Origin of the sequence: Rhizobium sullae (genome assembly GCF_025200715.1) — a bacterium.
GTDB lineage: Bacteria > Pseudomonadota > Alphaproteobacteria > Rhizobiales > Rhizobiaceae > Rhizobium > Rhizobium sullae.
Window position 1 is genome coordinate 2,849,463 of the sequence record NZ_CP104143.1, and the last position, 14,789, is coordinate 2,864,251.

Annotated in this window: 14 protein-coding genes; 11 read left to right on the forward strand and 3 right to left on the reverse strand. The window is 59.8% G+C overall.

Annotated elements, in window-relative coordinates:
- Positions 1-39 precede the first annotated feature (39 nt).
- From gap to N2599_RS14490, 5 genes are all read left to right on the forward strand, one after another.
- Positions 40-1,050: a type I glyceraldehyde-3-phosphate dehydrogenase gene (gene gap / locus N2599_RS14470; protein WP_027508087.1), complete on the forward strand. Its 1,011-nt coding sequence runs from the start codon at positions 40-42 to the stop codon at positions 1,048-1,050.
- A 361-nt stretch (positions 1,051-1,411) separates the two neighbouring features.
- On the forward strand, positions 1,412-3,271 hold the full coding sequence (locus N2599_RS14475; protein ID WP_051336435.1) for a potassium/proton antiporter: 1,860 nt from the start codon (positions 1,412-1,414) through the stop codon (positions 3,269-3,271).
- Positions 3,272-3,342: 71 nt separating this feature from the next.
- On the forward strand, positions 3,343-4,542 hold the full coding sequence (locus N2599_RS14480) for a phosphoglycerate kinase (protein ID WP_027508086.1): 1,200 nt from the start codon (positions 3,343-3,345) through the stop codon (positions 4,540-4,542).
- Positions 4,543-4,769: 227 nt separating this feature from the next.
- Positions 4,770-5,795 carry a class I fructose-bisphosphate aldolase gene (locus N2599_RS14485; protein ID WP_027508085.1) on the forward strand — a complete coding sequence of 342 codons (1,026 nt, stop codon included), beginning with the start codon at positions 4,770-4,772 and terminating at the stop codon, positions 5,793-5,795.
- Between the two features lie 129 nt (positions 5,796-5,924).
- Positions 5,925-6,842 (forward strand): PhzF family protein, encoded by a 918-nt coding sequence (locus N2599_RS14490; RefSeq protein ID WP_027508084.1) that lies wholly within the window; start codon positions 5,925-5,927, stop codon positions 6,840-6,842.
- Here the strand turns inward: N2599_RS14490 and N2599_RS14495 are convergent.
- A complete protein-coding gene (locus N2599_RS14495; protein WP_086995614.1) occupies positions 6,839-7,003 on the reverse strand; it encodes a hypothetical protein in 165 nt (54 codons plus the stop codon). The genes N2599_RS14490 and N2599_RS14495 overlap by 4 nt on opposite strands.
- 171 nt (positions 7,004-7,174) lie before the next feature.
- Here N2599_RS14495 and N2599_RS14500 point away from each other — a divergent pair, with 171 nt between their 5' ends.
- The 3 genes from N2599_RS14500 (at position 7,175) to rcdA (ending at position 9,560) form a co-directional block, all read left to right on the forward strand.
- Positions 7,175-8,455 carry an MFS transporter gene (locus N2599_RS14500; protein ID WP_027508083.1) on the forward strand — a complete coding sequence of 427 codons (1,281 nt, stop codon included), beginning with the start codon at positions 7,175-7,177 and terminating at the stop codon, positions 8,453-8,455.
- A 22-nt stretch (positions 8,456-8,477) separates the two neighbouring features.
- Positions 8,478-8,669 (forward strand): DUF1192 domain-containing protein, encoded by a 192-nt coding sequence (locus tag N2599_RS14505; RefSeq protein ID WP_027508082.1) that lies wholly within the window; start codon positions 8,478-8,480, stop codon positions 8,667-8,669.
- A gap of 375 nt (positions 8,670-9,044) precedes the next feature.
- Positions 9,045-9,560 carry a protease adaptor protein RcdA gene (gene rcdA, locus N2599_RS14510; protein WP_027508081.1) on the forward strand — a complete coding sequence of 172 codons (516 nt, stop codon included), beginning with the start codon at positions 9,045-9,047 and terminating at the stop codon, positions 9,558-9,560.
- Between the two features lie 224 nt (positions 9,561-9,784).
- On the opposite strand, the gene rpmE is transcribed toward rcdA, so the two are convergent.
- The gene (gene rpmE / locus N2599_RS14515) at positions 9,785-10,006 is read right to left on the reverse strand and encodes a 50S ribosomal protein L31 (protein ID WP_027508080.1); all 222 of its coding nucleotides are present in this window, start codon (positions 10,004-10,006) and stop codon (positions 9,785-9,787) included.
- Positions 10,007-10,129: 123 nt separating this feature from the next.
- Between rpmE and N2599_RS14520 the strand changes: the two genes are divergently transcribed.
- Positions 10,130-12,001 carry an ABC transporter transmembrane domain-containing protein gene (locus tag N2599_RS14520; protein ID WP_375714110.1) on the forward strand — a complete coding sequence of 624 codons (1,872 nt, stop codon included), beginning with the start codon at positions 10,130-10,132 and terminating at the stop codon, positions 11,999-12,001.
- Between the two features lie 3 nt (positions 12,002-12,004).
- Here the strand turns inward: N2599_RS14520 and N2599_RS14525 are convergent, their stop codons facing one another.
- Positions 12,005-13,222 (reverse strand): adenylate/guanylate cyclase domain-containing protein, encoded by a 1,218-nt coding sequence (locus N2599_RS14525; RefSeq protein ID WP_027508078.1) that lies wholly within the window; start codon positions 13,220-13,222, stop codon positions 12,005-12,007.
- 235 nt (positions 13,223-13,457) lie between these two features.
- Here N2599_RS14525 and N2599_RS14530 point away from each other — a divergent pair, with 235 nt between their 5' ends.
- Complete coding sequence (locus N2599_RS14530) at positions 13,458-14,441, forward strand: Bug family tripartite tricarboxylate transporter substrate binding protein (RefSeq protein WP_027508077.1); 984 nt, start codon at positions 13,458-13,460, stop codon at positions 14,439-14,441.
- A gap of 66 nt (positions 14,442-14,507) precedes the next feature.
- On the forward strand, positions 14,508-14,696 hold the full coding sequence (locus N2599_RS14535) for a YegP family protein (protein ID WP_027508076.1): 189 nt from the start codon (positions 14,508-14,510) through the stop codon (positions 14,694-14,696).
- Positions 14,697-14,789: the final 93 nt, after the last annotated feature.

A 14,789-nucleotide genomic window follows, 5' to 3' on the forward strand; every position in this document is an offset into this window, starting at 1 on the left:
CACTCATCCGCAAGCCCCATATCTAGGGAGTGAATGCAAATGACTGTAAAGGTTGCCATCAACGGCTTTGGCCGCATCGGCCGCAATGTTCTCCGTGCTATCGTTGAATCCGGCCGCACAGACATCGAAGTGGTCGCCATCAACGACCTCGGCCCTGTCGAAACCAATGCCCACCTGCTGCGTTACGACTCGATCCACGGCCGCTTCCCGGCAACCGTGAAGGTTGAAGGCGATACAATCATCGTCGGCAACGGCAAGCCGATCAAGGTGACGGCGATCAAGGATCCGGCGACCCTGCCGCACCGGGAACTCGGCGTCGACATCGCCATGGAGTGCACGGGCATCTTCACCGCGCGCGACAAGGCCGCGGCTCACCTCACTGCCGGCGCCAAGCGGGTCCTCGTCTCGGCGCCTGCCGACGGCGCTGACCTTACCGTCGTCTACGGCGTCAACCACGACCAGCTCACCAAGGAGCACATGGTCATCTCCAACGCATCCTGCACGACGAACTGCTTGGTTCCGGTCGTTAAGGTGCTGAATGACGCCGTCGGCATCGACCACGGCTTCATGACGACCATCCACTCCTACACTAACGACCAGCCGTCGCTCGACCAGATGCACAAGGATCTGTACCGCGCCCGCGCTGCAGCACTCTCGATGATCCCGACTTCGACAGGTGCAGCCAAGGCCGTCGGCCTCGTCCTGCCAGAACTGAAGGGTAAGCTCGACGGCACGTCGATCCGCGTCCCGACCCCGAACGTCTCCGTCGTCGATTTCAAGTTCGTTGCCAAGAAGGCAACCAGCGTTCAGGAAATCAACGAAGCCATCAAGACTGCCGCCAACGGCAAGCTGAAGGGCGTTCTCGGCTACACGGAGGAGCCGCTGGTTTCCCGCGACTTCAACCACGACAGCCAGTCCTCGATCTTAGCGATTGACCAGACCAAGGTCATGGAAGGCACCTTCGTCCGTATCCTCACCTGGTACGACAACGAGTGGGGCTTCTCCAACCGCATGGCCGATACAGCCGTTGCCTTTGCAAAGCTTATCTGAGCTTAGCGAAAAGCAGATTTAGGAAGGCGGCTCGGGAAAACCGGGCCGCTTTTGTTTGAGCAATTGAGCAGCATCCACGGATAATTCAAAAAACAAAAGTGCCGGCCTCTTCTTCCCTGCCCTGCTCTTGCCTGATTTGCCTCTACATTCTTCAAAGAGAATCTCTCCCGTAGCATTCCCACCGACCAGCCGTCCGGCGCCGTTCAGCAGCATGAAGCCGCAGGCAAGCGAGGTTAAGCCGCAAGGCCTACCCTTCCGGCCCATTTTGCCGTTTACTGATGCAGGCGGAATGAAGCATGGAGGGCGGAATAGCTGCGATGCCCGGACTGTCTTGAGGCGCGGGGAATGAAAGGGGACAGACGTGGAAGCATTCTATATCGTCGTGCTGGTGTCGACGGCGCTTGTGCTTCTTGCGGCCTTCTCGAGCCTGCTCGCCTTTCGCTTTGGCGCTCCGCTACTTCTGCTCTTCCTGGCAATCGGCCTGCTTGCGGGCGTGGATGGGCTCGGCATCGAATTCAGCAACAATTACCTTGCCTATATCCTCGGCTCGATCGCGCTTGCCGTCATTCTCTTTGATTCCGGCTTCGGTACGACGATCCACGCCTTCAAGCTCGCGGCCATACCTTCGCTGACGCTTGCCTCCATTGGCGTGCTGATCACCGCCGGCCTCTTTGCCGTGGCCGCCATGTGGCTCCTCAATTTCAGCTGGCTCGAGGGACTGCTGCTCGGCTCGATCGTCGCTTCGACGGACGCCGCCGCCGTCTTCTTCCTGCTGCGTATCGGCGGCATCAACATTCGCGACAAGGTGCGCTCCACGCTCGAAGTGGAATCCGGCACCAACGATCCGATGGCGATCTTCCTCACCATCGCCCTCGTTGAGCTGCTCGCGAGCGGTGAAGGCTATGCCGGCATCAATATCGGCATGCTCGCGATGTTCATTCAGGAAATGGGCCTTGGCGTCATTCTCGGGCTGCTCGGCGGCATGATGATCGCACAGGTCGTCGGCCGTCTGGACACCGATCGCGGTCTCACGCCGATCTTCGTGCTCGGCCTTGCGATGCTCGTGTTTTCTTTCGCGGGCGCCGTCGGCGGCAGTGGCTTCCTGGCCGTTTACGTCGCCGGCATCTATGCGGGAAACCGCAAGCTTCCGGCGCTAGGATCAATCAAGCGCTTTCAGGACGGCATGACCTGGCTCGCGCAGATCATCATGTTCCTCGTCCTCGGCCTGCTCGCAACGCCTTCGCAGTTTCCGGCAATCATCCTTCCAGCGGTTGCGCTGGCGTTGTTTTTGATCGTCGTCGCCCGTCCGCTCGCCATCTGGCTTTCGCTCCTGCCTTTTGACTATACGCAGCAGGAGATCGGCTTCGTCGCCTGGGTCGGCCTTCGCGGCGCGGTCTCGATCCTGCTTGCCATCATGCCGATTCTCGGGGGATTGCAGAACGGGCAAATATTCTTCAACACCGCCTTCATCATCGTGCTGGTCTCGCTGTTGATCCAGGGTTGGACCATCAAGCCGGTGGCCAAGAAACTCGGCCTCATCATCCCCCCGCGCATGGGCGCGGTCGACAAGGTGGAGGTCGATCTGCCGGGTGCGGCAAACCACGAACTGCTCTCCTATCGCGTCATTAAGGACAGCCCGATCCTTCGCGGCGAACGCATCCCCCGCTGGGCTACCCCTTCGCTCGTCATCCGCGACGGCAAGTCGATGCGCTATCAATATGCCGGGCGGCTACGCGAGAACGATCTTGTCTACCTTTTCATCGTGCCGAGCTACTCGCGCCTGCTTGACCGGCTTTTCGCCAGCCGTGCGCCAGTGGATGCCGACGATGCCGAGTTTTTCGGTGCTTTCGCGCTCTCCCCCGCCCGGCCGGCCGCCGATCTGGATGCTGCCTACGGCCCGGGCCTTTTGAATGAATCCGAGAGGGGGTTGACCATCGCCGAACTGATGAAGCAGCGCCTCGGCGGCAAGGCGGACTATGCCGATCGCGTCCGTCTTGGCTCGATCATTCTGATCGTTCGCGACCTCGACGATCAGGACCATATCACCTCGGTCGGCATGTCGCTCGAGGCTGTCGAACCCGCCATCACGCTGCCGATCTTCATCAATCTGCACGACATCGTCCAGCGAATCCGCGACCGCCTCAAGGGCCGTAAAACTCCGGAGGCCATAGCCGTCAGCGCGCCGGATCCTGACGAAAACGCGCCTGAAAACCGCGGTTGAACGCCTTGCGTCTTGAGGCATCCTTGCTATGGTCGGCCACTTTCCAAGGCAATTAATGAACGGATAGTCCCATGGCAGCTTTCAAGACTCTCGACGACCTCAACGGCATCGCCGGAAAGCGTGTTCTCGTCCGCGTCGACCTCAACGTGCCCGTAAAGGACGGCAAGGTTACCGACACGACGCGCATCGAACGCGTTGCTCCGACGATCCTCGAACTGTCGAAGAAGGGTGCCAAGGTTATTCTGCTTGCGCATTTTGGCCGACCGAAGGAAGGCCCCTCGCCGGACCTCTCGCTCTCGCTGATCGCGCCGGACGTTTCCAAGGTGCTCGGCAGGCCGGTCGCGACCGCATCGGACTCGATCGGCGAAGCCGCTGCTTCGGCCGTCGCCGGAATGACGGACGGCGATATCCTGCTTCTCGAGAACACCCGCTTCCACAAGGGTGAGGAAAAGAACGACGCGGAATTCACCAAGGCGCTCGCTGCCAACGGTGACATCTATGTCAACGACGCTTTCTCTGCCGCGCATCGCGCCCATGCTTCCACCGAAGGCCTTGCCCACCTGCTTCCCGCCTATGCCGGCCGCACGATGCAGCAGGAACTCGAAGCGCTCGAAAAGGGCCTCGGCAATCCAGTCCGCCCGGTCGTTGCCATCGTCGGCGGCGCCAAGGTTTCCACCAAGATCGACTTGCTCATGAACCTCGTAAAGAAGGTCGACGCTCTGGTGATCGGCGGCGGCATGGCCAATACCTTCCTCGCCGCCCGCGGCACCAATGTCGGCAAGTCGCTCTGCGAGCATGACCTTGGCGAAACCGCAAAGCAGATCATGATCGAAGCCGCAACAGCCGGCTGCGCGATCATCCTGCCGGAAGACGGCGTCGTCGCGCGCGAATTCAAAGCGGGTGCAGCCAACGAGACCGTCGACATCAACGCCATTCCGGAAGACGCCATGGTACTCGACGTCGGTCCGAAGTCGGTCGACGTGGTCAAGGCCTGGATCGAGCGCGCCCAGACGCTGGTCTGGAACGGACCGCTCGGCGCCTTCGAAATCGAGCCTTTCGACAAGGCGACAGTCGCAGCCGCGAAGTATGCCGCCGAGCGTACCAAGGCTGGCAAGCTCACGTCCGTCGCAGGCGGCGGCGATACTGTTTCGGCACTGAACCATGCCGGCGCCGCTGATGACTTCAGCTATGTTTCGACGGCAGGCGGCGCCTTCCTCGAATGGATGGAAGGCAAGGTCCTGCCGGGTATTGCCGTCCTTTCCGGCAAGTAGCCGCCCGGCTGATTTGGCAATCTTTACATGTGGATAGAACGCGGAGGCTTTCAGGCTTTCGCGGTCTTTTGCTCACGCGGCGAAAAAAATCTCAAAGTTTCAAACGATTGAAACGATTTCAATCGTTTCAATGACTTAGCGCTCCATTCTCCTGGCTATAAACTTCTGTTATCGCCGACCTATATTCATTCTGGTTGCCGATTTTCTTGTCCTGGAGAGAGTGAAAAATGAGCGAACGCCTGGAAGACATTGCAGCAAAGATGGTAGCGGGTGGCCGGGGGCTGCTTGCCGCCGATGAATCGACCGGTACGATTGGAAAGCGGTTCGATACGATCAGCTTGGAATCGACTGAAACCAGCCGCCGCGATTATCGCGAAATGCTCTTCCGCTCCGAAGAGGCCATGAAGAAATACATCTCGGGCGTCATCCTCTACGAAGAGACGCTTTATCAGAAGGCGGCCGACGGCACGCCCTTCGTCGACATCATCAAGGCTGCAGACAGTATTCCCGGCATCAAGGTCGATATCGGCGCCAAGCCGATGGCGAAGTATCCGGGCGAAACGATCACCGAAGGCCTCGACGGTCTCGCCGGCCGCCTTGCCAAATATTATGAAGCCGGCGCCCGCTTCGCCAAATGGCGCGGAGTGATCGCTATCTCTTCGTCGCTCCCAACTTGGGGTTCGATGAAGGCGAACGCCCACGCGCTCGCCCGCTACGCCGCGCTCTGCCAGGAAGCTGGTATCGTGCCGATCGTCGAGCCGGAATGCCTGATGGACGGCAAGCCGGGCGACCACACTATCGATCGCTGCGCCCAGGTCACCGAATGGACGCTGCGCACCGTCTTTGAAGAACTCGCTGATGCGCGTGTCAGCCTCGAAGGCATGATCCTGAAGCCGAACATGGTTATCGACGGCAAGAACGCCCGCAAGGCATCCGTCGCGGAAGTCGCCGAACGCACCGTCCAGGTGTTGAAGCGCACGGTTCCGTCCGCCGTTCCCGGTATTGCCTTCCTTTCCGGCGGTCAGTCTACCGAAGAGGCGACAGCTCATCTTTCGGCGATCAATTCCGGGTTCGACCTGCCTTGGAAAGTCACTTTCTCGTATGGCCGCGCCCTGCAGGATACAGCACTGAAGGCCTGGGGCGGCAAGCCGGAGAACGTTGCCGCCGGTCAGCGCGCCTTCAGCCATCGCGCCGAAATGAACAGCCTTGCCGCCAAGGGCAGCTGGAGACAGGAACTCGAAAAGGCGGCTTGAAACCTACCTTAAGACTCCATCAAGCCCGGCCGGCGCGCCGGGCTTTTCTTTTGTCACCACGACAAGATTGCGCTTTCGCGACCGAAAGACGTGACCGATTATCGCGGCATCCAAAATATCGGAGCCGCGATGACTATCCTTTCCTATACGACTGTCGACGTTTTTACCTCCAACCGTTTCGAAGGCAATCCTCTTGCGGTCGTCATGGGCGCGGAAGAACTCGGCACCGAGACGATGCAGAAGATCGCAGCGGAATTCAGATATTCCGAAATCACCTTCGTCCTGTCGCCCAGGGACCCCGCCAACACGGCGAACGTCCGGATCTTCACGCCGACGATGGAGATCCCCTTCGCAGGCCATCCGAATGTCGGAACGGCCTATGTTCTCGGCCAGCAGAAGGAAATCTTCGGCAAGCCAGTCAGAGACACGCTGCGTTTCGAAGAAAGGGCCGGACTGGTCGAAGTGGCGCTTCGCCGCGTCGGGGGCCGGGTAACCGCTGCAACGATCCGCGCGCCTCGGCCTCTGGATATCGGGGCTGCCGTCTCGGAAGAAACCGTTGCGCGCTGCATCGGCATCGACAGCCACGCAATCCTCAACTCAACCCATCAACCGGTTTTCGTCTCCGTCGGCCTCTCCTTCGCGGTTGCCGAACTCAACGGCCCGGCATCGCTTGGCGCCGCACGCCCGAATCTGACGCATTTCCAGGACGCCGCCGGCCCTAACGCCGAAGGCAATCACGATTTCTCGCTGTTCGTCTATGCCCGCTCGCCCGAGGAGCCTTGGACTATCCGCGCCCGCATGTTCGCGCCGCTGGACAACGTCCCGGAAGACCCCGCGACCGGCAGCGCTTCAGCGGCCCTTTCCGCCTATCTCGTTTCCCTTGCGCCGGAGCAGACGACGACCCGGCGCTTGACGATCGAACAGGGTGTCGAAATGGGCCGGCGCAGCATCATCGAAGTCGATGTCGTCAAGAAGGATGGCGTGGTGACGGACGTCTCGATCTCCGGCGCCTGCGTGCCGGTCATGCGCGGTGAGATCACCGTCTAGGCGATCAGGTCGCGGCCAAGGAGGGCAACCGCCCAAACCGCGAACGCGACCAGCGCAATCTTCCAAAAGTCCATCCGGCGCCGCAAACCGGGCAGCCCCAGCGGCTTGATGATCTGTATGACCATGGCAAGGATGAGCACCAGCGCCAGCAGCTTTGTCACGGCATTATTTTCCAATATTTTCAGAATGTCACAGGACCGACATTATTCCGCGCGAACACAGCGTTTCTTCATGCCGTAACGGCATTCCGGGGCACAATCAACATTATTGGGACAGGACGGACAGCGTCTCGTCTTATGACTCTTTAAATCGAACTCGCCGAGAGTGGGGAAATGAGAAGAAATCTGCTGTCCGTCGCCGCGCTGCTTTTCGGAACGCTTTTCCTCTTCATGGGCAATGGTCTGCAGGGCATCCTGCTTCCCGTCCGCGGCAATCTCGAAGGTTATGCCACGACCACGCTCGGCCTGCTCGGTACGTCTTGGGCCGCAGGCTTTGTCGTCGGCTGCCTCGTCGCCCCTAAACTGGTGCGGCGCGTGGGCCATGTGCGCGCCTTCTCCGGTTTCATCTCGATCATCGCCATCAGCGCCCTGTTCAGCGGCATCGTCATCGATCCCGTGTGGTGGATCGCGCTGCGTGCCGTCACAGGCTTCTCGACCGCCGGCACCTCGATGATCATCGAAAGCTGGCTGAACGAACGCGCCACGAACGAAAGCCGCGGCGCAATCTTTTCGCTCTATATCGGCATCACGCTTCTCGGTGTCGTTGGCGGGCAGATGATGATCCCGCTGGAAGACGTGCGAACGCCGTTGCTCTTCATGGTCTGCGGCATCTTCTACTGCATCGCGATGCTGCCCACGACGCTTTCGACTGCAGCCTCGCCGCAACCGCTGAAGGCCGTGAAGCTCGACCTGCCTGCGCTCTACCGCAATTCGCCCGTCTCCTGCCTCGGCATCCTGATGGTCGGCATCGCCAACGGTGCCTACGGTACGCTCGGCGCGGTTTTCGGCGCCGGCGCGGGGCTTTCCGACGCCAGTATCGCAATCATGATGAGCGCCACCATTTTCGCCGGCGCACTGATGCAGCTTCCCGCCGGGCGCCTTTCCGATCGCATCGACCGCCGCTATGTTCTGGCAGCCATGTCGGCGATCGCCGCGGTCGCCGGCGTGCTGATCGTCTTGCTGCACCCCTCCTCGCCGGTTGTCCTGATCGGCCTTGTCATTCTTTACGGCGCGGTCGCCAACACGCTCTATCCGATCGCCGTCGCGCATGCGAACGACTTCGCCTCCTCCGAGGATTTCGTGAAAGTTTCGGGCGGACTGCTGCTGCTCTACGGCATCGGGACGGTGATCGGACCGACGATCGGCGGTCCTGTGATGTCAATCGTCAGTCCGTATGCGCTCTTCCTCGTCACGGGGCTGTCGCATGTCTTGATCACCGTTTACGCAATCATCCGCAGCCGCATTCGCGCCGCAGTGCCAGCAAGCGAGCGTGAGATGTATACGACCATTCCGACCGGCACCTCCCAGATGCTCACGCCCGAAAGCATGTCGCTTGCCGAACGAGTGTCAAACAAGCCTCCCGAAAGCAGCGATCCTGCGGTAAAATACGGCTGAGGAACCGAACGGAGGACTGCTCATGAGCTTCATTGACGATGACCGGCCGCAGAAGAAGGTGGCTTACGAAATCGGAAGCGATCTTTCGATGCTTTCCGAGGACGAATTGAAGGAACGAGTCGAAGTGCTGAAGGCGGAGATCGCCCGCATCGAGGCCGAAGTGACAAGGAAGGCTTCGGGCCGCGCGGCGGCAGAAAGCCTTTTTCGCTCTTAGAAAAGGATAAGGGCTGCAAGCGCGCGAAAAACCGCTGCCACAAGTCTTAATGCGAAACAGTCTTAATAGAATATTAAGCCTTATAAGATATTACTGTTCTCATCCAGATTTTCTCTGGATCTCAGACAGTTTCCCATGCGGTGAATTGGTCTGATTTTTCTCCCTGTTTTACCTTGAGAGCCGCTTTTGCGGCTCTTCTTTTTGCACCGGTGGCGATTCACCACGAATCTGTGGAAGTTAACCCTTTCTTAAGAAACGCCTTGCGCAATTGGGCTAAAGATACCATCTTAAAGACATAAAGACCGGCCGCTGAAACCTTAGTTTGGGCTGGCGTTACCTGAACATATGTAGATGCGTGCAACAGGAACCATTTGAATGTCGGAACTCGGTTTGAATACCATCAGTTTTGCGGGCCGCGCTGCCGCATCCTCGCAGTTCAAGACGTTGTACGCAGAAGGCATGTCGCTGGTCGAGGAAACTGCTGCCTATCTGGACGGCAACGGCCGCGCCGCCTCCAAGGTCCTGCCCCGCATGGCTTCCGTTCTTTACGCGGCCGAATCGATGCGCCTCACGACACGCCTGATGCAGATGGCATCTTGGCTTCTCCTGCAGCGTGCCGTCAACAACGGCGAAATGTCGCGCGATCAGGTCCTCGCTGAAAAGAACAAGGTCCGCCTTGACGGGTTCAACGTGGACCGCAACGCTCCGGGCTGGGGCGACCTGCCGGAAGCCTTCCGCGATCTCGTTGAACGCTCGCTACGCCTCCAAAACCGCGTTGCCCTACTCGACCGTGAAATCTATCGCCCGAATGAAGCGCCGATCGTTCCGGATAATCAGAACAGCGTCCAAGCACAGCTGAGCCTGCTGCAAACGGCTTTCGGCAACAACTGAGAGCTTGCATAAGCTAGACTAAAGGTGAACCGGCTGCGTCGTGCGCGGCCGGTTTTTTGTTGCGTGCTGTCGCGACCTTCACATTGAGGCCGATTGGCTGCTGCTGTCGCATCGAGATGCCGTGAACTGCAGCTTGCACGCATCGGCACTCACTCAGACTCATTCAAGCAATAAAAAAGCCCGGAAACCCGGGCTTTTCCAAATTCTGTACCGCGCAGAAGCGATTAGAGGCCGAGGCCGCCGAAGCGCTTGTTGAACTTGGACACACGGCCGCCGCGGTCCATGAGCTGCTGGTTGCCGCCGGTCCAGGCCGGGTGGGACTTGGAATCGATTTCGAGGTTCATGACAGCGCCTTCCGAACCCCACGTCGAGCGGGTTTCGTATTCGGTGCCATCGGTCATCACCACCTTGATGACGTGGTAGTCGGGATGGATATCAGCCTTCATAACAATCTTCCTGCGATGCCAGGGTCCAATTTGACGCAAGTCATTGCGGCAAGAGAACCGATTGAATAAATGAAGCCGCAGTCACGAAGGCTACGGCTTCCCATTCGGATGCGGTGCCTATACATGAAGGCCGCCCGGATAACAAGGGCCTGCAAGCCGCCGATCAGCGGTATTGGGGCGATTGGAGATGATTTGGCAGACGCAGTGCAGACCGCGGAAAAGAAGTCGCGTTCCTTGAAGCCGCTCGCACGGCTGGCACCCTATGTGATGCGCTATCGCGGCATGGTCGCAGGCGCACTGGCTTCGCTTGCCGTTGCCGCCGTGACGTCGCTCACGCTTCCGCTTGCCGTGCGCCGCATGATCGACCACGGCTTCACGCAGGCTGACGGTGCCTTCATCAATAGCTACTTTGCGATGCTGATGGTCATCGCCGTCGTGCTCGCGGCCGCAAGCGCCCTTCGCTACTATTTCGTCATCACGCTCGGCGAACGCATCGTCTCGGATATGCGCCGGGATGTCTTTGCGCATGTCACACGGCTTTCTCCCTCCTTCTTCGATGTCAATCAGTCCGGCGAGATCGTGTCGCGCCTGACGGCCGACACGACGCAGATCAAATCGGCTGTCGGCGCGACCGCCTCTGTGGCACTGCGTAACGCAATTCTCTGTCTCGGCGCGATGGGCATGATGATCGTGACCTCGCCGAAGCTCTCAAGCCTTGTGCTCGGTGCAATCCCGCTGATCGTCTTTCCGCTCGTCGGCTTCGGGCGATCCGTTCGCAAGCGCTCTCGCGCCGCACAGGATACGCTCGCCGAAGCTTCCGCCTTCGCCAGCGAAACGATCGCTGCCACGCGCACCGTCCAGGCCTTCAGCGGCGAGGACGCAGCCGCAAACCGTTATGGCGCCGCCGTCGAATCCGCCTATGAGGCCGCACGCTCCGCCATCCGCTCGCGCGCACTTCTGACCGGCATTGCGATCACCCTGATCTTCGGCAGCGTCGTTGCAGTTCTTTGGGTCGGCGCACAGAATGTTCTGACAGGAACGCTTTCTGCTGGCACACTTGGGCAGTTCCTGCTCTATTCAGTCATCGCCGCCGGCTCTCTCGGCGCTCTGTCGGAAGTCTGGGGAGAACTCTCGCAGGCAGCCGGCGCCGCCGACCGGCTGACCGAATTGCTGGACGAAGTCTCGCCGATCGCAGCGCCCGAAAAGCCCGAGACGCTGCCCGCGCCAGCCCGGGGACGCGTCGAATTCTCGAACGTGCACTTCGCCTATCCGTCGCGCCCCGGAAAATCGGCGCTGTATGGCCTTAGCTTCAGCATCGCGCCCGGTGAAACCGTCGCCATCGTCGGCCCGTCCGGCGCTGGCAAGAGCACCGTCTTTTCGCTGCTGCTCCGCTTCTACGATCCGCAGCAGGGCTGCGTCGCGATTGACGGCATCGATGCACGCGGGGTGACGCCCGATGATCTGCGTGAGCGCATGGCAATCGTCCCGCAGGACGTCACCATCTTTGCCGCTTCAATCCACGACAATATCGCCTTCGGCCGTCCCGGCGCGGCGCGCGAGGATGTGCGCGCCGCAGCGATTGCCGCCCAGGCCGACGAGTTCATCGCAAGGCTGGACAAGGGCTATGACACCGAGGTCGGCGAGCGCGGCATTACCCTTTCCGGCGGCCAACGCCAGCGTATCGCGATTGCCCGCGCGATCCTGAAGAATGCTCCTATCCTCCTGCTCGACGAAGCAACGTCGGCTCTGGACGCGGAGAGCGAAACCCTGGTGCAAAAGGCGCTCGACGGCCTGATGCACGGCCGCACGACGCTGGTCATCGCCCATCGCCTCGCGACCGTCCTGAAAGCCGACCGCATCCTCGTCATGGACCAGGGGCGCGTCATCGAGGAAGGCACGCATCAGAGCCTGATCCGCCATGGCGGCATCTATGCCAAGCTGGCGAAGCTGCAGTTCGATGCAGGTGCGGAAGAGTTTCTGGCTGCCGCCAAATAGGCGCTACGCCTGAGGAAACGCGTAGACATCCACAGGCTGGTCCAAGCCGCGCAGCGGATAGAATCCGAGGCTTTCCAGATCGCTTTCGCACCCCGCCATTTCGACGAACGCCTTGGACAGCAGCACGGGCCGTTTGATTTCCTTGGTCAGGGTCTCCAGCCGCGATGCGACGTTGACGGCGGGGCCAATCACGGTGAAATCGAGGCGCTTGCGCGAGCCGATGTTGCCGTACATGACATCCCCCACATGCACGCCGACGCCATAGCGCAACTCCACATGCCCCCTTTCGGCGTTGAAGACATTGAGCTCGGTCATTGCTGCCTGCGCTTCCTTGATTGCGTGGAGAAGATTGCTGCAGGCATTGGGATTGGTCAGCGGAAAGATGGCGAGCAAACCATCACCCATGAATTTCAGGATCTCACCGCCGTGCTTTTCGATCGGCTCCGACATCGCATCAAAATAATCATTCAGCAGCTCGATCACATCGTCGCGCGGCCATAAATCGGAAATCGTAGTGAAGTCGCGCAAGTCGCAGATGAGGATCGCCGCGCCGACCGTTGCACCGCTGCCACGTGTCGTGGCACCGGCAAGAATCTGCTCGCTGGCATGGGGCCCGACATAGGTCTGAAGCAGCGTGCGTGCGAGAATGTTCTTGATCCGGACCTCCGTGACAAGTGTGAGCGCTGGTAGAAGGTCCTTGAGGAAGATTAGATGCTCTTCGTCAAAACCGCCTGGTTTGTCACTCGAGAAGGTAATGACATGCCGTTTTCCGAGTGTGTGCTCCATTGGCCAGGCGACGTAGTCCGTCAGGCCATCCTGTCGCAACTCATCGTAAAGCGGGTAGGACGTGGGTTCGCCGTCCAGCTTCTGCCGGACTTCTGCGGCACCGCTGAATATCTCGTTCATCGGGCTGTTCAGGAATTGCGACGTTGTCTCGACGCCGTAGCCGAAGGTCGTGATCTTCGCCTCCTGCATTCCGGGACGCCAGAGGATGCGCGCGCCGAGCCATTGAGGATGCAGCGTCCGGAAATGCATTGTCGCGCGCGCGACGGGAACGCCGGCAGTCCGCAACCGCTCGCACATCTCCACCAGGATATTGTCGATGAACCGCTGGTTGCGCGTTTCATTGATCAGCCAGTCGAGGATCTTGTGCCGGCGCACCGGCCAAAGACCTTCCTCCTCGTTCTCGACTGCCGGAAATGGATTGGATACGGGCTGCATGTCAAACTCCACGATCTCGTCCCGCCAAGCGCACAAATTCAATAGGGTCTTCCGCATAGATGGTTATCGGAGGACGGATTGTAATATCAATAGTCGGATAGTTTACCTCAGCGACTAAAGTTGCATTCCCACGCGGCCGCTTCCGGTTGCTTTTATCCGCGTCCGCCCTAACCTCCTTCTGCCCGATTTGATGCAGTCGGGCGGCGTAACCGATGAATTCCGGGAGGAGAATCGAATGGCACTTTTCAATATGACCCGCCGCATGGCGTTCGGCCTCGGCTTGTTTGCGGCCTTGAGCCTCGGAACTGCGCATGCCGACGCGTTTCCGGAGCGCGCGGTTACTCTGGTCGTTCCCTTTGCTGCAGGCGGATCGACCGATGTCGTGGCGCGCATCATCGCCGAGAAGATGTCGGAAGACCTTGGCCAGCAGGTGATCGTCCAGAACATCGCCGGTGCCGGCGGCAATCTCGGCGCGGGCAACGTGGCTCGCGCTGAACCGGACGGCTATACTATCCTGATGGGAACGGTCGCGACCCACGCGCTGAACCCGCTGATCCTCAAATCCACACCTTACGACCCGGAAAAGGATTTCGCGCCGGTTTCGCTGCTCGTCATCGTGCCCAACGTGCTCGTCGTCAATCCGGAACTGCCCGCCAAGAACGTGCAGGAACTGGTCGCGCTGCTGAAGGCCGAACCGGACAAATGGAGCTATGCTTCCTCCGGCAACGGCACGCCGCTTCATCTTTCCGGCGAATTGTTCAATTCGATGGCCGGCGTCAAGATGCAGCACATCCCGTACAAAGGCGCAGGCCCAGCGCTGACCGATCTGCTGGGCAACCAGGTATCGATCATGTTCGACAATCTGCCGTCGTCTTCCAGCCACATCAAATCCGGCAAGCTGCGGGCGCTGGCGGTCACCACCGCGAAACGTGCTCCATCCTTCCCGGATATTCCGACCATCGCTGAGTCCGGCGTTCCGGGCTACGAGACCTACACTTGGAACGCGCTTTTTGCGCCAGCGAATACACCCGCGGATGTTGTGGCGAAGCTTAACGAGTCCGCCAACAAGGCCTTGAAGGATCCGGCAGTTGCCGGACGCATGAAGGAATTCAGCGCCACGATCGTCGGTTCGACGCCGGAGGAACTTGGCGCGCATGTGAAGGCCGAACTGGCCAAGTGGGGACCCATCGTGAAGGGCGCGAATATCCAGATGGAATAGACTCAACTTTTGCACTAGGTTGTCCCATGTTACCGGGGCAACTTCCTGATAATTGGGAGATAATCGATGTATAAGTTTGAAGTGTACAAGGACAAGGCCGGCGAATTCCGTTTCCGCTTCAAGGCGTCGAACGGTGAATCCATGTTCAGCTCGGAAGGCTACAAAGCCAAGGCATCCGCGCTTAGCGCAATCGAATCTATCAAGAAGAATGTGCCGGACGCAACGGTCGACGATCAGACCAAGGCAACGGCTTAACCGGACTTCGGCGGCGCCGAACGGCGCCGCCGCACACGGCCCTTCCCTCGGCCCGGCCGAAAAGATACAACCGCCGAGGAAAATTCCCCTCAA